This window comes from Acinetobacter sp. 'aerobic (ED)' (assembly GCF_904886855.1).
Lineage (GTDB): Bacteria > Pseudomonadota > Gammaproteobacteria > Pseudomonadales > Moraxellaceae > Acinetobacter > Acinetobacter courvalinii.
This window is the reverse complement of the sequence record NZ_CAJHGI010000001.1, coordinates 314,477-333,728: the sequence shown is the minus strand read 5'-3', so window position 1 is coordinate 333,728 and position 19,252 is coordinate 314,477. Positions and strand designations below refer to the sequence as shown.

The following is a 19,252-nucleotide window of genomic DNA, read 5'->3' as shown; positions in this document are numbered from 1 at the left end:
TTGAGATAGTGGCCTCCTGAGCCTTGAACAGAGTTCATTATTTGAGTTTATCTTATTTATTATTCACATCAATTCTAAAAATCTTTCCGTTACAGACGAGCACCGTGTAAATTTGCAAATCAATTTCGTAGACATATTCTGTTGCTTCACATGAGCGACGCCCTTCTCTATGAATAAAATATCTCGGGTAGGATTTTCCCATTTTCCTGAGCAAATCACCTTCTCTATCCCCGACATTAACCAGCTCACCAGAGGAGCGCATTGAATTGGTTTCTCTGGCAAAGATTGTTGTTGATATTAATATTGAAAGCATGCCAATTATGATGTATTTCATTTTATAAACCTTTCTTATTCATGGTTATAATTTACCAAATGGTTAAAATAAAGTCATTACAAAAGTATGAAAAGGTTATTTAGAGCAGCGGACTCATAATCCGTTGCTCCAACGCTCAGTTATCGCCTTTCCTTAAATACTTGGGCCTAAGTTATTGCTTCGTGTGCTATGAGTCATCATTCATTGAAGAATAGTCTGCCCGGCTTCTTCCAGCTATGACTGCAAGCAATACATTTCGATGCAATGCATTAACTATTATAAAAATCACAATTTCTAGCACCTCATTTCAAGCACAACTTATAACCACTCTTTATAAAATGCTTCATTTAAGACACTGAAACTTTAAAACCCATTAGAAATTTAAAACGGCTCAGACCTGTGTTTGCTTGTCAATTTACCCTTACAAAAGACTGCGGTTCATTACACAACAGAATATACAAATCATTGTTTTTTCTATATAAGAGGTATTCATCCTTAACAAACGAGCATATCAGTCATGGAGTCTGTCAGACTTTTATACGTGAGTAAAATTAAGAATATTGACTCAAACTTAAAAACAACTTTGATTGAAATCCTTGATGAGGCTGTAGACTTTAATTACCGCCATAATATTACGGGCGTTTTATATTATGGTCATGGTTATTTCGTACAATGTCTGGAAGGTGCAAAAACAGCTATTGATGACCTGTTTTATAACAGCATTGTCAAAGATGAACGTCATGTCAATTGTGAAATTCTCTATTACATTGAATGTGAAGATAAATTTTTCTCTCAATGGTCTATGAAATTTTCACCGATTAATCAAAATATTACTGATTTTTTCATGAAATATCATTTAGAAGAGTTTAATCCTTACCTGTTAACGGCTGAAACTGTAGAGAAATTTGTGGCGGTTCTGGCCGGCGAACCCGAGTACGATGTACAAGCGTATGTGTCTTAAATAAATCTACTTTTTTAGCAAGATGGCATTCTTGATCAGGAATGCCATTTAACGGATCGAAACACTTTTTTAATTCAAAATTACTTGCAGCATTTTCTGAGAAGTGCTTATATATAAAACAAAGAGGACGACCTCTTTTTTTCATTTTTCAAGCTTTAGGACGACCTAAAAATATTATTAAAGAGGTGTCTGTAATGGCTTGGGCTTATCTTATTTTGGCGGGTATTTTTGAAATCATCTGGGCATATTCCATGAAAATGTCCGAAGGATTTACCAAACTCACGCCAAGCATCATTACCATTGTTTTTATGATCCTGAGTTTTGGACTGCTCGCCGTGGCAATGAAAACCTTGCCTTTGGGTACGGCCTATACCGTCTGGGTCGGAATTGGTGCAGTTGGTGCATTCCTGATTGGAATATTCTTTTTAAACGAACCGATGGGCTTGTTACGTCTTCTGGCAGCAGCTTCAATCGTATTTGGTGTGGTACTGATGAAAATCACCACCAATTAATGCTTATTTGATAAAGCCCTTTTTAGGGCTTTTTTAACGACATTTAATTGCATTTTTCAAGCTATGTTATGCTAAAAGGTCTTTTATATCTTTTAGCAGAGGCAATACGTTGTATAAGATTCGCAAAGCAAGCGCGCATGATTTCGGCGTATTAACAGAAATATGGCTAGCCGCTTCCATCAAGGCGCATCATTTTATTCCTGCAGATTATTGGCAAAGTAATAGTTCCAGAATGCAAGACACCTATCTGCCCATGTCTGAAGTTTATCTAGCTGAAGATATACACAATATTTATGGTTTTATTGCATTGCTAGACCATACCGTCGCCGCAATTTTTGTCTCCCCTGAATATCAGGCCAAAGGTATAGGCAAACAACTGATTCAATACGCCCAACAAATAAGAAACCGCCTGCAATTAAATGTATATCAAGACAATAAAAATAGTGTGAAATTCTATCAAGCCCGTGGGTTCAGGATTTTAAATGAAAGCTTAGATACAGCCACAGATTCAAAGGAATATGTCATGGTTTGGGAGAAGTCATAGAATCTATATGAACGTTTGGCAGCGGTGATCTAAAATTGATTTTATCCTTTTAGGAAAAGCGCCCTTTCCACCTCACGGCGGCGTACCAGTCCCTTGAGAATTTGTCCTCCGCCTTTATTCCAGACGAGAAACTGCTCTGCTGCGGCTTGATAATCTCCAGTATTTAAACACTTGAGCAGTGTAGAGCTTTTAAACGCATTTTGGCCAATGTTATAACTGAGGGAAACCAATGCATCAAATTGATTTTGAGATAGAGGGACTAGCACCGCATTATTTACACTAGTCTGAAAACGTTTTAAATCATGCTGGAAAAACAGTTTTGCCTGTTCTCTATTGCAATGATCACCGGGTTTGACCCGAATGCCGTCAGGATAAACTGTCGTACCAAAACCAATGGTCCATGTCCCGGTTCCATCATCATAGGCTGCTAATTTCAAGTCTTCAAAACCGGTAATTAAATCAACGCCCACCTGACTTATAGATCTTTCCGAATAATCCAGATCGACCGCCACACCAATTGATGCATCAACATCCACTGCTGTAGCAATATTAGAACCCTGACTTGGATTGTGATGACGATGTTGGACTGACCTGTAATCAAAAATCTTTTTTAAATAATCAAAAATTGTTTTCATGCTGCATTTTCCACGCTTTGACGCCATCTTTTGCTTCAGCTCAATACTAAAAATTTTATAATTAACGTTCATGCCCAACATGAACAACAGCTTAGCGAGGTAAATAACCCAAGAAAAACCCGCCGAAGCGGGCCCGTTTATTCCTCAATTTCAATCGGATCACCATCTTCAGGACGAATATGTTTTTCACCGTCATCTGCCGGATCTACACTCGAACCATCTTTGGTAATGCTGTTATATAACTCATCCTCTTTTTTATCATCAATGAATTCTTCATCTTCAAAATCCAGCGCTTCATTATCGTCATCAAAATTCAAAGGCTTATTTTCATCAATCATGACCTCTATCCTTTATTAACACTCACCCTGTCATGCTTGAATAATTGATCAGGAGATTCAACAGTGAACACACATCATTTGTGTAACCAATGCTTCAGAATGTATGTTTAAGCGATAAAAAAGGCGCCTGCGCGCCTGATTTACTGTATTTGCTATAAGTTTGTTACATTCACAGGTGGATAGAAAATTGTATATATCGACCATTCGCCTTGCTGATTTATAAAATTACTTAGCTAGTCCTAAGCTTGCGGCTAATTTAGCGAATGCTTAATTTGATAAACAAGCTGACTTTTTGGCTGCCCGGGCTAAAAGTACGGCTTGCAGAAGATGAAAAACACAGTAATCAGTTTGTTTCAATCTTGATTATCACATATTGCAAACCTACATATTGGTCGAGTTTGGCGTGATTCAAGGTATCATGAAATTCTGTGGGCACTTCAAGTTCTGTATCTTCAAACATCCATTTGATATTCTTAATAATTTCAAATTTCCCACTGGCGTCAAACTTGATCCCCGGATCAATCACTGACTTGACCCGGAGGTTATTATTCGTCTCGATATCTCTTAATGTGATAATTGCCATATCCATCCCCTGATAAAGAGCTGTTATAGCATATACAATAAAAAAATACTGATAAATTAAATATTTATTTTAGATTCTTTGCATTTGTCTCTGTCTACGGACCAATCCCAGCACTGCTTTACGTGCCCAAATTTCGTCCTCCGAAAAAGGTAAATCTAAAATTAATTTCTCCATAGGCAAGCCACTATTTTCAATCAGAAAACAGTCCTGTTCGGTGGTCCAGTTTGAGGTGACGGGTGTCGGTTTAAGGCGGGATCTTTTCATCCCCATATTCTAATCTATTTTGATCAATAAAAAAGCCCACTCCAGAGGAGTAGGCTTGCCCTTTATTCTTTTGCGCTGAATGAGGGTTATTGTTGTTTAGTTATAATGAAACAACAAAGCGAATATAGAGCAAAGTGTGACGCATATCAACAAAAATATGCAAATAAGCCTGCAACTTTAAAGCCCAGCTACACAATATAAACTTTGACTGCCTAGTCGATTCCTAGCAAAGCTTATTTTTTTCTAGTCATCTTCGCTATCCAGCCTAGGACCAGAAATATCGTTAAAATAATAAATACAATATACATAGATAAACTCTAATTTAAATAAATACTTAGCTTATGATAAACCATCAAGCCAATCATTTCATCACTTAAGCGCTATTGCATTATTTTTCTATGGAATGAGTGCAGTATCGATACTTTTCTGCTTTATTTTCAATGGCAATGGTATGAATACATGAACAAAAATGCAGTACTTTAGAATATTCAATCTTTTGCGGAACATCTACACCGTAGCACTCACTATCCACTTCCACTAATCTGGGAGCCAGAATCCATCGTCCGGTGAAAAAAGGAGAACCCAACCCTGCAACAACAATGACCAGCAGTATAAAAACAGGAAAGTTATTTTTAATATATGTCAGCATTTTTAATTTCTTGATGAAATTGAGTGTTTGATAGCGTACTCATTTTAATGAGCATGGCATCATTATAGCCTAAAAATAGACGTATAAGATTTGTTTAACCCCAAAGTATGAAATGTTTTTTATTTTATTTCAATAAGATAAATTATAATTTCTTTCTATTGACCTAGACCATATGAAACTTCAAATTCAATGTTTTAGCCCGACAATTTTACTATCAACTGGATAAAATCTAACCGACAAGTTATGACGCACTATCACTTCAAAGTGCTGCAAATATGACCAGTTCATCACCATATCAATAAGGTGAGTTCTGAAATATATTCCTCTCTCCCTACTTTATTTTTCTTTAAGACATCATTTCTCGAACTCACACCGCTCAAAATTTATTTTTGTGGAGCATGTGATGCAAAAGCAACGCTATACAACCCCTTTCGCCCAATATATGGGCAAAGATGTAAATGGGTTTTTTAATGTTCGATTAGGTCCCAAAATTTATCTGCTCAAAGTTTCTTTGAACTACACCCCTGAATTTGATACCGAGTTTTTTGGTGGGATTCAGGCTGCGCCTTTTGATTGGAATACGGTGCTGGTAAAAGATACCATAGACAGTCAGCCCCGCCCGATTCACTCAAATGAACTGGCCATGAAATGGCTCAAGAGTAATCTGAAAAGGATTATCAACTACCACCGTGCCATCAAACGCAATGCTGACAGCCAAACAATGCGCTACAGCAAAGAACAGCGTATCGACTTTCGTAATGCGCAATATAATGCGACTTAAGCCCGATCAAGGCAGTAGCGTATCTCGTCCTTGCCTAACCATTTTCCTTTCAAAGGCTGTACTTGCAGCCTTTGGGAGTATCATCATCATGTCAGATGGGCACTGTTCAAAATAACAACGGATATAATCTCTTGAATGAATATTCAGCACCTTCTCATTTCGATATTAATGTGTTGGGTAATTCAGTTTTTATTGACCATTCAGGCCATTTTTTAAGATTAATTTTCTTTTGTTGATTTATATTCTAAGTCCATGCATAGAAAGTCACCCAAACAGTTTATCCACGGATAGATCATTTTTTCAGATGACTGAAAACGATAGATTGAATGATTTTATAGCCTTTCATCGTGATCTGAATAAATACTTCATTCAATATTTAGGATTAGATTTGTTAATACATCGGTGTCTGGGCAAATATCAAAATAGTTCAATAAAAATAGCTATATAGCACTCAGTTAAGTGTAATAACGTTCGATTAATATCCTCATAATTGTTTATTTTATATGGTATTACACAAAAACCTTTGATATTAAAGGATTTTTATCAATATAAGGATAAATTGTGGAGTAAAATTACACTCAAATAATAGAGTTTTATTGAAATTTTATTAAGAAACCTTATATTGGTATATACGTAGCGACCAATAGCCATATGAATCTATTCTCATACAGCACTGGTTTATACCTTTTTGATTAGAGGAACACCTCATGAATAAGTTAACAGTTGCAGTTTTTGCAGGCCTAATTACCCTTACTGGTGTTAGTGTACACGCTGCAACCCCAGAACAAGAATGTAAAAAGTTACAAGATGACTATAATCTCATCTATGCATCTAAAGGATTCTGTTTTAAAGATGCTGATGCAAAGGCAAAATATGGTAACGAGAACTGCCATACCACTAAGCCAAAGTTTTCTGATAAAGAGCAGCAACGTCTAGATGACATCAAGGCGCGTCAAAAAGAACTGAACTGTAAATAAGCACTTTTGCGCGGAGTGTAAGCACTCCGCTTTACTCTAAACAAGAGTCTGCATTTTCAATATTAAAGCACCTACTCCCTATTTAAGGATGAATTATGGCATACGATGACCAAAATATTTTCGCACGTATCTTGCGTGGTGAATTACCTGCAATCAAAATCTATGAAGATGATCAGGTACTCGCATTCATGGATATCATGCCTCAAGCTGATGGTCATGCTTTAGTTATTCCAAAAACTCCTGCAGTTACCCTACTCGACTTGCCTGCAGAAGCAGCGGCTTATACCATTCAAGTTGTACAAAAAGTTGCACGAGCGATTGAAAAAGCTCTGGATGTTGAAGGTATTGTACTGATGCAACTGTCTGGCGCCGCAGCGGGTCAAACCGTACCCCATGTCCACTTTCATCTGATTCCAAGTTCTGTGCATGAGCTGGGTCGCCATGCGGCACAAATGGGTGATCAGGAAAAAATCAAAGCATTTGCTGAAAAGATCAAAGCTGAGCTTTAAATGTCAGTTTAGTCAAAAGCGGAGTTATTACTCCGTTTTTTTATTTTCTAACTCGTTAAAAATAAAAAAGAAATATAATTATTACCAAATATGAATCGTCATCAAACTGTCATTTTTCTTTCACTTCTCTGTCACAAAGTTTACCGATACTGCATACAAGTCAGTGAGCTGTGTAACTTTATGTACACAAGCAAGCTTATAACAGTAACTAAGGCATCGGCCATTTACAAAAAAGTGTTTTGGAGAAATATCAATGAAAAAATTGCTTCTTGCTGCTACTGTAGCAACTTTAGCCATGAACGCAGCGCAAGCAGCACCAACATTGTATGGTAAGCTCAATGTGACTTTGGATCAAATTGATAAAAATGGCTTTAAAGACGAAAGCGTAACTAAAGTAAATTCAAACGCTTCTCGTATTGGTGTAAAAGGTGAAGAAAAACTGACTGATAAACTTTCTGCAGTGTACTTGATTGAATGGCAAGTAAGTGCAGATGGTGACGGTGATGTGTTCAGCAACCGTAACCGTTTTGTAGGTCTTAAATCTGATGGGATCGGTACCTTAAAAGTAGGTCAGTTTGACTCATACTTCAAAACTGCTGCCGGCAATAATCAGGATATTTTTAACGATCACAATGAATTGGATATGACCAAAGTTCTTGTGGGTGAAGATCGTTTAAAGAACGTGATTGGTTTTGAAACAGATAAAAAACTGCTGGGTGGTTTAGGATTTAACATCATGTTCCAGCAAGGTGAAGAATCATCAGCTGTTAAGAACGATGTTAAGGGCCAAAAAGGCAGCCGTGATGGATTTGGCGATGGTGTGTCAACCTCTTTAACTTATGAAAATAAAGACTGGGGTCTAGCTGCAGCAGTTGCAGGTAACTTTGGTGTTGCTTCTAAATACAATGCTTATAGTGAATTGAGCGGCGACAACAGTGTTTATTCTGATGCAATCCGTGTTACAGGTTCTGTCGACCTGACACCAGCTGGCGTTGACGGTCTTGTGTTTGGTGCATTATGGCAAACAGCTCAACCAACAGATGATACAGTAATGGTAGGCTCACCAGCCGTTTCATACAAGGGCTTACAAGAAGATGCTTATGGTGTAACAGCAGCCTATACCATCCCTTCAACCCCGGTGAAGTTAAAAGCAGAATATATTTCTTCTACAACTGAAGTTAATGGCCGTGATGATCGTAAACAAGATCTTTATGGTGTAGGTGCTGACTATCAAATCAACAAACAAACACGTTTCTACGGTGTGGTAGGTCAACAAAAACGTGATTGGTTAGTAAAAGATGATAAGAAAACAACCATCGGTTTAGGTATGGAATATAACTTCTAATCTGAAGTTAGTTCTTAATCAAAAATGAAAGGGCAATCAATGGATCTGCCCTTTTATTTTTTGGGCCGGACCGGCTGATCATTAAAAAAGCTTTTTACCACTTTACGAAAATTCTGAATCACTTGCTCCTGTGTTCTGCCGCGTCTAAAAATAAGCGAGAATGGCGCGTTATAGCCAAACGTTGCAGGCAGTAAAACTTTTAAACGTTTTTGTTCCACCCAGTGCTGGGCAAAATGTTCCGGTAAATAACCGATATATTGTCCAGATAAAATCAAAATAAGTTGAGCCTCCATGGAGTCAACTGTCGCAAATGAATGCTTAAATCCCTGTTTTGCCAATTCGGTATGACTCCAGTATCCCCGACTGACCATTTTGCCCTGCCGGATAACGTCCGCAGTCAGGTTCTGTTGTGCGAACATGGGATGTTGATCACTGCAAAATAACCATTGTTGTTCTTGATGCAGAGGCTGGTACATGACCCCATTCATTTTCATAAAGAATGAACCAATCGCAACATCAAAACGGTTTTCCAGAATCCCCATTTGCAATTCATACGGCGACTGCACCTGGATTTTGATATAGATCTGCGGATATTGTTTTGAAAATTGGCTAATCATCTGATCCAGAGGAATATTCTGATCGGTTACCATACAATCCAACATGCCGATTCGCAGCGTCCCGGTTAACTCTCCCTTAATCTGGGCCGTGTGTCTGGAAAAGTTCTCCAGTTCATGCAGGATACGCTTAGCCTCCTGTAAAAACATCTCTCCTTTTTCTGTTAACGAAAAGCCGCCTCGTCCCCGTTCACATAACTTAAAACCCACGACTTGTTCAAGTTGAGTCATATAGGTACTAATCGCAGAGGTGGAAAGATTTAAATCCTGCTGGGCATTGGCAAAGCCTTTATTCCTTACCACACTGACAAAAATCCGAATTAATTTAATATCAGAATAGGCCACGTCTTCCATCATATTTTTCCTTATTTCCTCGCCTTATTTTAAAACATCCATGATCAGATTAGTTTAGAAAAATCTGAACTAAGTTTTTTAAAAATAGGATTTAACCCGGTTTGCGGGTGGTGAATAAATAAGAAAAAGGAGAAATACATGAACAAGATGTTAAACCAGCCTCTCGGTGGAAATGAAATGCCTCGTTTCGGGGGGATTGCCTCCATGCTCCGTCTGCCCGTGGTAGACAATGATGCAGGACTTGCAGACCTTGATGCCGCTTTTATCGGAATCCCTTTAGATATTGGTACCTCATTACGGTCCGGTACCCGTTTTGGCCCTCGTCAAATCCGTGCTGAGTCCGTGATGATTCGTCCTTATAACATGGCAACCGGCGCTGCGCCTTTCGAGTCGTTGAATGTCGCCGATCTTGGGGATGTTCCGATTAATACCTTTAATCTGGCTGAAGCCGTACGCATTATTGAAGCACATTATGATCGTATTCTGGCACATCCGATTATTCCCCTGACACTTGGCGGCGATCATACCCTGACCTTACCGATTCTCAGATCTATCTATAAAAAGCATGGCCCTGTTGGCCTCGTTCATATTGATGCGCATGCCGATGTCAATGATGAAATGTTTGGCGAAAAAATTGCGCATGGCACCACCTTCCGCCGTGCAGCCGAAGAAGGCTTACTCGATTGCCAGCGCGTTGTCCAGATTGGCTTACGGGCTCAAGGCTATAGTGCAGATGATTTTAACTGGAGCCGACGACAAGGTTTCCGCGTGGTACAAGCCGAAGAATGCTGGCACAAATCACTTGCACCATTGATGGAAGAAGTCAGACAGCAAGTCGATGGCGGGCCGGTCTATCTCTCCTTTGATATTGATGGGATTGATCCTGCATGGGCACCTGGTACAGGCACACCAGAAATTGGCGGCTTGACCACCATCCAGGCCATGGAAATTGTCCGCGGTTGCCAAGGTTTAAATCTGGTGGGATGTGATCTAGTTGAAGTCTCTCCACCTTATGACACGACGGGCAATACCTCTCTGTTAGGTGCCAATCTCCTGTATGAAATGTTATGTGTTCTACCCGGAGTCACCATACATAAGTAATTGTATTCACAAAAGATAGGAATCAAATAAAGACAGACTCAAGGATTTCAGAGGATGAAAATAGATCAATCAAAACGGGCTGCTGCTGCAGCTTTCGTGGGTACAACCATCGAATTTTATGACTTTTATGTTTATGCCACTGCCGCCGCACTGGTTCTGGGTCTGGTGTTTTTTCCTGAAACCGACCCGGTAACCAGTACGCTGGCTGCATTTGCCACTTTTGCGGTTGGGTTTATTGCCCGACCTGTGGCCGCGGTCATTTTCGGACATTTGGGCGACAAAGTGGGCCGTAAAAAGATGCTGCTATTTACCATGCTGTTAATGGGTTTGGCCACTACAGGAATCGGCTTGATTCCGAGTTATCACCATATTGGAATATGGGCACCGGTACTGTTAATTGTACTGCGCTTTTTACAAGGACTTTCCGTAGGTGGTGAATGGGGCGGCGCAGTGTTAATGGCCAGTGAGCATGCACCTGCACACAAGAAAACCTTTTTTGCTTCTTTTGCTCAAATGGGTAGTCCAGCGGGCCTGATCCTTTGCCTGCTAGTCTTTCGGGCCATTACTTCATTAGATGAACAGGACTTATTCACTTGGGGTTGGCGTATTCCCTTCCTGCTCAGTTTCGTTTTTATGTTGATCGGCCTTGCAATACGTTTAGGTGTCGAAGAGTCGCCAGAATTTAAACAAATGCAGGAAAAACAGGAAATTGTAAAATTTCCCATCAAGGAGTTACTCAAGCATTACTGGCCTCAGGTACTTTTTGCAGGGCTCTCAATCACGATCGGCACCGCGGGTTTCTTTTTTACCAATACCTTTATGATTACCTATGTCACCCAATATGTAGGGATCAGTCGCCCAACCATTCTGGATGCCTTATTTTGGGTAACTGTATTTGAATTTATTGCTATGCCAGTGGCTGCATGGTATGCCAGCAAAATTGGTTCGCATCGTTTTTTATTCTGGGCGGCTATTTTATGTATCGCAGTTCCTTATCCCATGTTCATGCTGGTCAGTACTAAAAATATTTATTTGATCGTTTTAGGCATTACCTTGGCTGTGATTGCGCTGTCTTCATTATATTCCGTTGTGGCTGGTTTTATGGCTGAAGCTTTTCCTGCACAAGTACGCTATTCCGGTATTTCCATTTCCTATCAAATGATTGCAGCGATCACAAGTGGCACTACGCCCTTAATTGGGACTTTGCTTGCACAACGCTATGCTGGTGAATGGTTACCTTTGGCGCTTTTGTTTAGTTTTTTATCCTTGCTTTCTCTGATTGGTATTTGTGGCATTACATATCTCAGGAAGAAGCAATTGCGTAGCTCTTTATCGACTCAAGAACAGCAGGTTTCAAGAGATGCCGCCTAAATTATAAATTTTAGGACCAGGGAAGTTCCTTAGATAAAGCAGGAAAAACAATATGAACAAACAGAATTCTAAATCAATCACACACATTGAAAGTTTTGGTATCGAAGAAATACCCGCATATGCCCGTACGGCGACACCATTCGATCTGTTCCGCCTGAGTTTTGGCGGTGCCAATACCTTCTCGACCTGTGTACTAGGAAGTTTTCCGATTATGCTGGGTCTTTCATTTCAGGCAGGTTTATTAGCAATTTTATGTGGCGTTGTATTTGGCGCATGTATTTTAGCACCCATGGGAATTTTTGGTGCGCGTACGGGAACCAATAATGCCGTAGCCTCAGCTGCCCATTTTGGTGTTCACGGCAGAATTGTCGGTTCGTTCCTGTCCTTACTTACCGCCATTGCATTTTTTTCACTATCGGTCTGGAGCTCCGGTGACGCGCTGATTGGGGCCACGCAACGCTTATTCGATCATTCTTCTCAAAGCAACTGGCTTTACGCGCTGGTATATAGTGGCTTTGCCTTACTGGTACTGGTGATTTGTATCTATGGTTTCCGTTTTATGCTACTGGTAAACCGAATTGCGGTGATTGCCTCAAGCCTATTGTTCTTTTTAGGTATTTTTGCTTTTTCTCAACAATTCGATTCAGCCTATGCAGGAAAAATCCAATTAGGACAAGCTGGTTTTTGGGCTGCCTTTATTGGTGCGTCATTGATTGCATTTAGCAATCCCATTTCCTTTGGAACTTTTTTGGGTGGCTGGTCACGTTATATCCCTAAAGAGACTCCGTCACACAAAATCATGGTCGCAGTTTTTGCTTCTCAGCTTGCAACCCTTATTCCCTTTTTATTTGGTCTTATGACAGCCACCATTGTCGCAACTCATGCACCGATGTTTATGCAGCAGAATAATTACATTGGCGGGCTGATTCAGATTGCACCGGCCTGGTATTTTATCCCCTTATGTCTGATTGCGCTGATTGGCGGTTTATCTACAGGCACCACGGCGCTCTATGGTACAGGTTTGGATATGTCGAGTATTTTTCCAAAAACCCTCAGCCGTGTTAAAGCGACCATCTGTGTTGGCTTGCTCTCGATCCTGTTTATTTTTATAGGCCGTTTTGCAGCGAATCTGACTCAAAGCGTCATGACTTTTGCCACCCTGATTGTGGTATGTACCAGTCCATGGATCATCATTATGATTATCGGATTTATATCGCGTCGAGGGTATTATAAAAATGATGATTTACATGTATTTGCAACTGCTATAAAAGGCGGTGCCTATTGGTTTCATCATGGCTGGAACTGGCGTGGCATCATTGCATGGATTCCAAGTGCCCTGATTGGCTTATGCTTTGTGCATTTACCGGATCAGTTTATTGGGATCTGGGGGAATTTTTTCAACGGTCTGGATCTCAGTCTACCCATTAGTATTGTACTTGCAGCACTCCTTTATACTTTACTGCTCAAACTGTTTCCTGAACCAAGCTCGGTATATGGCCCCACATTCGCGACTGACAGTTCAAAGCAGCAATGTCATTCATCATTTATTTCAAACTAAGCCATTTTCAGTGGATATAGAAGCTGAATTCATAAACTTTTCGCCAGAAAAAAGCCTGCTTAGATCAAGCAGGCTTTTTTTTTGAAGGAAAAATTATTTCTTTAAAAAACCACTCACCAGATTCAGCACTTGCTGAATATCCTGATTGGCTTCTTGAGGATTGGTATTGCTGCCCTGAGGCGTCAATGAATCAATCACTTGTGGTAGAACCGAAGCGATCGCACCGTAAATCGCCTGTTTAGGCGCTTGGGTTTGCTGAGCAACCTGCTCGACATCCTGATCATCAAATAAGCTTTGAATATTCTGCGCAGGAACATCTTCGGCATTTTGCTGTTGTGGATCGACCCAGCTTTGTACCTGATTGCTTAGACCGGCATTTTTCAGTTTATCCAAGGCACCTTGTAAACCACCTTGTTTTTGAATCCAGGCTAAAACCAGAGGTAACACGGCAATCAATAAAGTTTGTGCGGTACTACCGCCACCGGTTGCATTGCTTTGGGTTGAACCTGACGCACCGCCCAATTGACCCAGCACCGAACCTAAGATACCGCCTAAGCCACCTTGCTGATTTTGCGTATTCTGCTGTTGTCCACCCAGTTGACCCAGTACCGAACCTAAAATCCCACCTAAACCACCAGCCTGACCTGACTGTTGCTGACCACCGCCTAAAGCTTGCTTCGCTAAAATTTCAACAATATTGGTTAAATCTGTCATAACCTAAACGTTCCTTTTGGAATTATTTATTCCAAAAGCATACGCTGCTTTGAAAATACAGCACAAAGATAAATTGTTAAATTTTGCAAGGCTTTGCCGCTGATCTTTGCTCTGAAATATCAATCGGATTGAAAGTTCGGCTTTGGTCATTTACCAGCGGAATTTATCCCAGTTTTCCGGATTGGCCCAGAATTTGGAATTGAACCAGTCCGGCACATGCTTATAAGTCAGGATATTAAATTGCCACAGTGCAAAGTCATTGTCATGCGTCGTCTTATCAATCAGTTGGGTAAACCCGAGCGAACGTAACAGCTTTTCATCTTCACGCTTGCTCACCACCACGATTCGCTTTGCCATCAGGTCACGTAACTTCACCAACAGCTGTGCTTTTTGCGTTTCGGTCAGATTTTGCATTTCTTCTGTATCAAATAATACAAAACCTAAATCATAACGTTGCGTAAATGGCAGACTTAAAAAGTCAGTTACGTTAAAATAATGCCATTGAATTGAAGCATTTTGGTCAATCTGCTGACCGATACAAAGTGCAGTATGAATGGGCTGTTCTTGAGATAAATCGTCTAGCATAGAAGTGATGACATTTTGTTCAGCCATAACTGCAACCCTTGATTGAGAAAGATGAGAGTTTATTCATGGAACTACAAGGCATTTGTCATAAAATGCATGCAGCGCTCAAAACGCATAGTGTAACTGATCAATCAACAAGCAAGGCAAATGTTGAATATAAATTTATATTAGATCGTACAGAAACTGACCTACCATTTGTGTTAGGACAGGAAATCGAGATCGAATGGACCGGTAATATCTTTTGTACCTCGTGCGGCTCAAAAACACCGAAGTCTTATTCACAAGGACATTGTTTTAAATGTTTTAAAACCAAGGCCGAATGCGACTTGTGCATTATGAAGCCAGAAACCTGCCATTATCACTTGGGCACCTGCCGTGAAGATGAGTTTGCCCATAGCGTTTGCTTCCAGCCGCATATCGTGTATTTAGCCAACTCCAGCGCCTTGAAAATCGGCATCACCCGTATCGTCAACATGCCGACCCGCTGGCTGGATCAGGGTGCAACTCAGGCGCTACCGATTTTAAAAGTCGGATCGCGCCGCCTGTCTGGTCATCTGGAAACCTTGTTTGGTACCCAGATTGCAGATAAAACCGACTGGCGTAAACTCCTTAAAGGGGAAGCTGAACCCTTAAACCTGATTGAAAAACGTGACCAGATTCTGGAAGAATTTGCACCAAAGATTCAAAGTATTCGTGAGGAGTTTAACCAGAATCTTGAGTTCAATGAAAATCTGGAGTTTTTGGAGAACGAAAAACAGCAGGAATTCATTTATCCAGTCGAAGCTTATCCTGAAAAGATTAAATCGCTGAATCTGGATAAAACGCCTAAAATTCGTGGTGTATTGCAAGGCATCAAAGGCCAGTATTTATTAATGGATATTGGGGTGATCAATATCCGTAAGTACACAGGCTATGAGCTCATTCTTCGCGCATAATCCGCACTATAAAAAAGGTGGCTTGATTGCCACCTTTTTTGTTTATCCAGTTTTTAAACAGTTCAAAATTGCCTGTACCGGATCCTCGGTATTCCCCGAGATCAACTGCTTATGCATGCTTAAATGTTGCATCATCTGAATATGCGCCGTTTCATGATCCATAAGACGTTCAATTTCAGTGGCTAAATGCTGAGGTGTTGCGTCAGCCTGAATCAGCTCCTCAATCACTTTTTTGCCGGCAATAATGTTGGGCAAAGAATAATAGGGAATTTTGACCAGCAATTTGGCAATGATATAGGTCAACCAGTTCAACTTATAAAAAGTCACCATTGGACGGTGCAATAGCATTGCTTCAAGTGTTGCCGTACCAGAAGCCAATGCCACGATATCACTGGCATTCATGACCATACGGCCAATCTTGGATTCTGCGTCGCTATTTTCCAGCACATGAATTTTAGCTTTCAGGCTCGCATCTAGATTTTGAATGCCCTGTTCAATCTGATGCTTGCGCGCATCATTAATTGCAGGAATTAAAAACTCGAGCTCAGGATGCTTGCGATGCAGGATTTCTGCAGCACCCGTCAATAGCGGCAGTAATCGTTCAATCTCACCACGGCGGCTACCCGGTAATAACGCAATGTGGGTGCTATGTGCCGATAATCCCAGTTGATGTTTGGCTTCTGCAATTGGATTTTTTAACGGTAATTGTTTCGCCAAAGGATGCCCGACGAATGCAGCGGCAACCTCATAATTTTCATAAAAGGTTTTCTCAAATGGAAATAAACAAAGAACCAGATCAATACTGCGTTTAATCCCATGTACACGGCCTTGACGCCATGCCCACACCGATGGACTGACGTATTGCACGGTTTTTATCGGTAAATTCTTTTCTTTAATGGTTTTGGACAAACGTAAATTAAAATCTGGCGCATCAATACCAATAAATATATCAACCGGATGCTCGCTCCAGCGTTCGACCAGACCATCACGCACAGCAAATAATTTTTTCAGGTCTTTGAGAACTTCCACAATTCCCATGACCGACAGGATTTCCATGGGATAATAACTATGGAAACCTTCCGCAATCATTTGTGGGCCGCCAATCCCTTCAAATTCGACATCGATGCCTTGTTCGCGAAAACTGCGCATGAGTTTCACGCCTAGAGTATCTCCAGAAACTTCCCCCACCACGATACCAATTTTTAGTTTTTGCTTTAACAAGACCCACGCCCCACAGAAATGTTTAAAAGATTCTAACAGAATGATTTTACATCGAATCACCCCAAACCATGCAAATTGTTCATGATTGGTGAAAATCAATTCTGATCTAAGATGACATTTATTATTAAAAACACAATCTAGATTTACGATGAATGAAGAATTGATTGAGATGGAACGAAGACTTAATATAAACAAGAATCATTTCCATATGTGATTTATTTCTCTCTCCTTTTGCTTCAAGACCTGTTATGGCTAAATCTGCATCTGTTTCGCTTGTCTACCGACTGAGCATTTTTTATCGCTTTGTACTGAGCTTTGTGGTGGGTTATCTGTGCATGATGTATTTAAGCCTCGGACTCGGCGCATTATTTAGCCACATATTAGACAAGGCAGAAGCAATCTATCTAGCCGCATTTATTTCGATTCTGTTTTATCTGGGCTTTATCATTCTGAGTTTTTGCGCACATTCGCTGTGGAAACTCAGCTTGACCAGTCTGGTGTTGACCGGCGCTATGTTTGGCTTATCTGTGGGTTTAAATTAAAAATGCAAAATAAAGGTGTTCGCCAATCAATGGCATGGTTACATGCGTGGACGGGTCTGATTTTTGGCTGGCTTTTGTTTGCTATTTTTTTAATGGGAACAAGTTCATACTATCGTCACCAGATTAATTTGTGGATGCAACCGCAACTGGCGCAGGTTCAAGTCAATCAGGATACCGCCATCACTACAGCGGCCAATTATCTGCAAACGCATGCGGGAGATGCCAAATCATGGTATCTCAAGGTGGCCAATCACGAAGAACCGGTCAATAAAATGTACTGGCAACAAGTCAGTGGGGCTTATGAAAGCCGTAGTCTGGATGCCAATACCGGGCAAGAGTTAAAATTGTCGGCAACCCAAGGCGGGGATTTCTTCTATAACTTCCATTTTCAACTGTATGGTGTTCCTATTATGGCTGGACGGCTGATTGCCTGTCTTGCTGCCTTTATTATGCTGATCGCTTTGGTCTCTGGCATCATTACCCATAAAAAGATCTTTACCGATTTCTTTACCCTCAGAACCTTTAAATCGCAGCGTTCCTGGCTGGACTTTCATAATGTGTGTTCGGTACTGGCACTACCCTTTTTCCTGACCATTACCTTTACCGGATTGGCGATTTTCTTTTATCTGTATTTGCCGTGGGGCATGCAGAAACTTTATCCAGACAATCCTTTTCAATACTTTACCGAGATTCGAACCACGGAAAAAAGCACGCCTCATCAAGCTGAACCGCAAAAGGCGGAGATGTTGCCGATTGGCACTGTATTAGAACAAGTTAAACAACAATGGGGAGATCAAGCCTTAGCATCCATTGAGGTCAAAAATCCTAATACAGACCAGGCCATCATTACCTTTAAACAATTGGAAGATCGTTCGATTACCTTGAATCAGGCACAAATTACCTTTGATGGACAGGGTAAGATATTGGCCAATACCCGAAATGAAAGTACGGTTGCAACCTTAAATGCGGGTGTTTATGGGCTGCATATGGCGACGTTTGCACAACCGTTATTACGCTTTGCTTTCTTCTGTTCAGGCATTTTAGGTTGTTTGATGATTGCGTCTGGCCTATTGTTATGGAGCTTAAAACGTCAGATTCAAAATAAATCGGATCAATTCCATTTGGGCTACTATCTGGTGGATCGCTTAAATATTGCAGCTTTTGTCGGTCTTCCAACCGCAATGCTGGGCTATCTATTTGCCAATCGCTTTGTACAGGTGAGCAACACCTCACCCAATTATGAAATTTATACGTTTTTTAGCGTATGGGGATTAAGCTTTATCATCGCCTTATTCACCCAAAAGCAATATTTATGGAAATCACAGATTTTCATGTTTGGATTAGTGGCCTTGCTTCTACCGATCTATAACCTGATTTATCTAATCAATCACCAGCTCATTACGGATTGGCCAAGTTACTGGCTATTTCTACGGATTGATTTATTCCTACTGGTCTGTGCCCTATTTGCCATGTTTATTTTTAGAAATATTCAGCCGATTCAAGCCAAATCTGCCCAGAAAATCAAAACCAAGTTAGCGAAACAACAAGAGGTCAACGCATGATTCTGTTGAGCCTTGTATTGACCCTGATCGGGATGTTATTGCTGTATAAATGTAGCGCTAAGCAAATCACTAAAGCCAAACAACAGGTTTTCATTCGCTATAAAACCCAGTTGAGAGTCTTAGCTTATGCCTGCTTCTTGACTGCAGGTAGTTTGCTCTGCTTTACCTATGGCAGTTCCATTGGCTTTATCAGTTGGTGGATCTTCGCGACCCCCGTCACTTTTTTATTGGTGTTGTGGGTTAATGAGCTTAAACCGGCTAAAAAATTTAAATAATCTTGATAC

Annotated in this window: 24 protein-coding genes; 14 read left to right on the top strand and 10 right to left on the bottom strand. The window is 40.5% G+C overall.

Annotated features, from left to right (window positions below; genetic code table 11):
- Nucleotides 1-52: 52 nt before the first annotated feature.
- A complete protein-coding gene (locus JO943_RS01625; protein WP_202739790.1) occupies nt 53-334 on the bottom strand; it encodes a hypothetical protein in 282 nt (93 codons plus the stop codon).
- Between the two features lie 496 nt (nt 335-830).
- Between JO943_RS01625 and JO943_RS01620 the strand changes: the two genes are divergently transcribed.
- The 3 genes from JO943_RS01620 to JO943_RS01610 all read left to right on the top strand — a co-directional run bounded on the left by JO943_RS01620 (nt 831) and on the right by JO943_RS01610 (nt 2,330).
- Nucleotides 831-1,274 carry a BLUF domain-containing protein gene (locus tag JO943_RS01620; RefSeq protein WP_005285742.1) on the top strand — a complete coding sequence of 148 codons (444 nt, stop codon included), beginning with the start codon at nt 831-833 and terminating at the stop codon, nt 1,272-1,274.
- A 194-nt stretch (nt 1,275-1,468) separates the two neighbouring features.
- The gene (locus tag JO943_RS01615) at nt 1,469-1,786 is read left to right on the top strand and encodes a DMT family transporter (RefSeq protein ID WP_032869162.1); all 318 of its coding nucleotides are present in this window, start codon (nt 1,469-1,471) and stop codon (nt 1,784-1,786) included.
- 109 nt (nt 1,787-1,895) lie between these two features.
- Nucleotides 1,896-2,330, top strand: a complete 435-nt coding sequence (locus tag JO943_RS01610; RefSeq protein WP_202739789.1) for an N-acetyltransferase — start codon at nt 1,896-1,898, stop codon at nt 2,328-2,330.
- Nucleotides 2,331-2,371: 41 nt separating this feature from the next.
- Here JO943_RS01610 and JO943_RS01605 read toward each other — a convergent pair whose 3' ends face one another.
- The 5 genes from JO943_RS01605 to JO943_RS01585 all read right to left on the bottom strand — a co-directional run bounded on the left by JO943_RS01605 (nt 2,372) and on the right by JO943_RS01585 (nt 4,799).
- Nucleotides 2,372-2,965: a lysozyme gene (locus tag JO943_RS01605; RefSeq protein ID WP_032872503.1), complete on the bottom strand. Its 594-nt coding sequence runs from the start codon at nt 2,963-2,965 to the stop codon at nt 2,372-2,374.
- Nucleotides 2,966-3,102: 137 nt separating this feature from the next.
- Entirely contained in the window at nt 3,103-3,303 is a 201-nt protein-coding gene (locus JO943_RS01600) for a hypothetical protein (RefSeq protein WP_005230359.1), read from the bottom strand.
- A gap of 343 nt (nt 3,304-3,646) precedes the next feature.
- Nucleotides 3,647-3,886: a hypothetical protein gene (locus JO943_RS01595; RefSeq protein ID WP_032869159.1), complete on the bottom strand. Its 240-nt coding sequence runs from the start codon at nt 3,884-3,886 to the stop codon at nt 3,647-3,649.
- Nucleotides 3,887-3,955: 69 nt separating this feature from the next.
- Complete coding sequence (locus JO943_RS01590) at nt 3,956-4,150, bottom strand: hypothetical protein (RefSeq protein ID WP_202739788.1); 195 nt, start codon at nt 4,148-4,150, stop codon at nt 3,956-3,958.
- A 388-nt stretch (nt 4,151-4,538) separates the two neighbouring features.
- Nucleotides 4,539-4,799, bottom strand: a complete 261-nt coding sequence (locus JO943_RS01585) for a hypothetical protein (RefSeq protein WP_202739787.1) — start codon at nt 4,797-4,799, stop codon at nt 4,539-4,541.
- A 403-nt stretch (nt 4,800-5,202) separates the two neighbouring features.
- Here JO943_RS01585 and JO943_RS01580 point away from each other — a divergent pair, with 403 nt between their 5' ends.
- The 4 genes from JO943_RS01580 to JO943_RS01565 all read left to right on the top strand — a co-directional run bounded on the left by JO943_RS01580 (nt 5,203) and on the right by JO943_RS01565 (nt 8,411).
- Nucleotides 5,203-5,580: a hypothetical protein gene (locus tag JO943_RS01580; protein WP_202739786.1), complete on the top strand. Its 378-nt coding sequence runs from the start codon at nt 5,203-5,205 to the stop codon at nt 5,578-5,580.
- Between the two features lie 707 nt (nt 5,581-6,287).
- Nucleotides 6,288-6,557, top strand: coding sequence for a YARHG domain-containing protein (locus JO943_RS01575; RefSeq protein ID WP_005230352.1), 270 nt, complete (start codon nt 6,288-6,290; stop codon nt 6,555-6,557).
- Nucleotides 6,558-6,652: 95 nt separating this feature from the next.
- Complete coding sequence (locus JO943_RS01570) at nt 6,653-7,066, top strand: HIT family protein (RefSeq protein WP_009515446.1); 414 nt, start codon at nt 6,653-6,655, stop codon at nt 7,064-7,066.
- A gap of 253 nt (nt 7,067-7,319) precedes the next feature.
- A complete protein-coding gene (locus tag JO943_RS01565) occupies nt 7,320-8,411 on the top strand; it encodes a porin (RefSeq protein ID WP_005230350.1) in 1,092 nt (363 codons plus the stop codon).
- Nucleotides 8,412-8,464: 53 nt separating this feature from the next.
- Here JO943_RS01565 and JO943_RS01560 read toward each other — a convergent pair whose 3' ends face one another.
- Entirely contained in the window at nt 8,465-9,382 is a 918-nt protein-coding gene (locus tag JO943_RS01560; RefSeq protein WP_376746148.1) for a LysR family transcriptional regulator, read from the bottom strand.
- Nucleotides 9,383-9,517: 135 nt separating this feature from the next.
- Between JO943_RS01560 and speB the strand changes: the two genes are divergently transcribed.
- The 3 genes from speB to JO943_RS01545 are packed head-to-tail and all read left to right on the top strand — an operon-like array spanning nt 9,518 to nt 13,409.
- Nucleotides 9,518-10,480, top strand: coding sequence for an agmatinase (gene speB / locus JO943_RS01555; protein ID WP_032872497.1), 963 nt, complete (start codon nt 9,518-9,520; stop codon nt 10,478-10,480).
- A gap of 54 nt (nt 10,481-10,534) precedes the next feature.
- Nucleotides 10,535-11,851 carry an MFS transporter gene (locus tag JO943_RS01550; RefSeq protein WP_202739785.1) on the top strand — a complete coding sequence of 439 codons (1,317 nt, stop codon included), beginning with the start codon at nt 10,535-10,537 and terminating at the stop codon, nt 11,849-11,851.
- Between the two features lie 52 nt (nt 11,852-11,903).
- On the top strand, nt 11,904-13,409 hold the full coding sequence (locus JO943_RS01545) for a purine-cytosine permease family protein (RefSeq protein ID WP_202739784.1): 1,506 nt from the start codon (nt 11,904-11,906) through the stop codon (nt 13,407-13,409).
- Nucleotides 13,410-13,502: 93 nt separating this feature from the next.
- Here the strand turns inward: JO943_RS01545 and JO943_RS01540 are convergent, their stop codons facing one another.
- Together JO943_RS01540 and JO943_RS01535 are read right to left on the bottom strand one after the other, a co-directional pair.
- Nucleotides 13,503-14,123 carry a YidB family protein gene (locus tag JO943_RS01540; RefSeq protein WP_005285721.1) on the bottom strand — a complete coding sequence of 207 codons (621 nt, stop codon included), beginning with the start codon at nt 14,121-14,123 and terminating at the stop codon, nt 13,503-13,505.
- A 150-nt stretch (nt 14,124-14,273) separates the two neighbouring features.
- Nucleotides 14,274-14,735, bottom strand: a complete 462-nt coding sequence (locus tag JO943_RS01535) for a DUF6231 family protein (RefSeq protein ID WP_202739783.1) — start codon at nt 14,733-14,735, stop codon at nt 14,274-14,276.
- A gap of 38 nt (nt 14,736-14,773) precedes the next feature.
- Here JO943_RS01535 and JO943_RS01530 point away from each other — a divergent pair, with 38 nt between their 5' ends.
- Nucleotides 14,774-15,643, top strand: a complete 870-nt coding sequence (locus JO943_RS01530) for a DUF2797 domain-containing protein (RefSeq protein WP_005230343.1) — start codon at nt 14,774-14,776, stop codon at nt 15,641-15,643.
- Nucleotides 15,644-15,685: 42 nt separating this feature from the next.
- Here the strand turns inward: JO943_RS01530 and lpxB are convergent, their stop codons facing one another.
- A complete protein-coding gene (gene lpxB, locus JO943_RS01525) occupies nt 15,686-16,864 on the bottom strand; it encodes a lipid-A-disaccharide synthase (RefSeq protein ID WP_009515397.1) in 1,179 nt (392 codons plus the stop codon).
- A gap of 248 nt (nt 16,865-17,112) precedes the next feature.
- Here lpxB and JO943_RS01520 point away from each other — a divergent pair, with 248 nt between their 5' ends.
- Genes JO943_RS01520 through JO943_RS01510 form a run of 3 tightly spaced genes read left to right on the top strand, consistent with a single transcriptional unit; the run spans nt 17,113 to nt 19,243 of the window.
- Nucleotides 17,113-17,406 carry a hypothetical protein gene (locus tag JO943_RS01520; protein WP_202739782.1) on the top strand — a complete coding sequence of 98 codons (294 nt, stop codon included), beginning with the start codon at nt 17,113-17,115 and terminating at the stop codon, nt 17,404-17,406.
- Nucleotides 17,407-17,408: 2 nt separating this feature from the next.
- A complete protein-coding gene (locus JO943_RS01515) occupies nt 17,409-18,968 on the top strand; it encodes a PepSY-associated TM helix domain-containing protein (RefSeq protein WP_202739781.1) in 1,560 nt (519 codons plus the stop codon).
- The gene (locus tag JO943_RS01510; protein WP_202739780.1) at nt 18,965-19,243 is read left to right on the top strand and encodes a DUF1634 domain-containing protein; all 279 of its coding nucleotides are present in this window, start codon (nt 18,965-18,967) and stop codon (nt 19,241-19,243) included. Before JO943_RS01515 ends, JO943_RS01510 begins: the two co-directional genes overlap by 4 nt.
- Nucleotides 19,244-19,252: the final 9 nt, after the last annotated feature.